This window comes from Paraburkholderia sp. BCC1876 (assembly GCF_902833695.1).
Lineage (GTDB): Bacteria > Pseudomonadota > Gammaproteobacteria > Burkholderiales > Burkholderiaceae > Paraburkholderia.
In genome coordinates this window covers 1-431 of sequence record NZ_CADFGI010000105.1, presented here as the reverse complement: position 1 = coordinate 431, position 431 = coordinate 1, and the positions used below count along the sequence as shown (strand labels likewise).

At 63.6% G+C, this 431-nt stretch carries 2 protein-coding genes; both read left to right on the top strand.

Annotated elements, in window-relative coordinates:
• Positions 1-250: DUF2827 family protein (locus HWY05_RS38005; RefSeq protein ID WP_176061510.1), on the top strand; the 250-nt coding region annotated here is incomplete at its 5' end.
• Positions 251-273: 23 nt separating this feature from the next.
• Positions 274-431: DUF2827 family protein (locus HWY05_RS38000; protein WP_176061509.1), on the top strand; the 158-nt coding region annotated here is incomplete at its 3' end.

Below are 431 nucleotides of genomic sequence, written 5' to 3'. Positions count from 1 at the left end.
GAACTACCTCTATTACGACGTGCTGTACGGCGCTTATCCGCTGATCCACAATTCGCCGATGCTGGGCGACGCCGGCTACTACTATCCGGAGTTCGATTCGGCCACGGGCGGGCGCGTGCTGAACCAGGCCTGGCGCGAGCACGACGCCAACCTCGACAGCTACCGCGCGAAGGCAAACGCCCTGCTGCAGCGCGTGTCGATCGATAATCCGGCGAACCTCGACGCCTACGTCGAGCGCCTCCTGGCCTGACCGATTTCCGCGGGAGAACCTGCATGTCCGATATTCCCGTCCGTGATCTTCCGAACGGCGGCAAGCGTCTCGTCGTGGGCGTCTCGCTCTATGTGCGCGGCGCAGGCCAGTCGCTGTGGGTAAACGGGATTTTCCAGAATTGCCTGCTGCTGGTGCTGCTGCTGCGCCAGTCGCCGCTGGT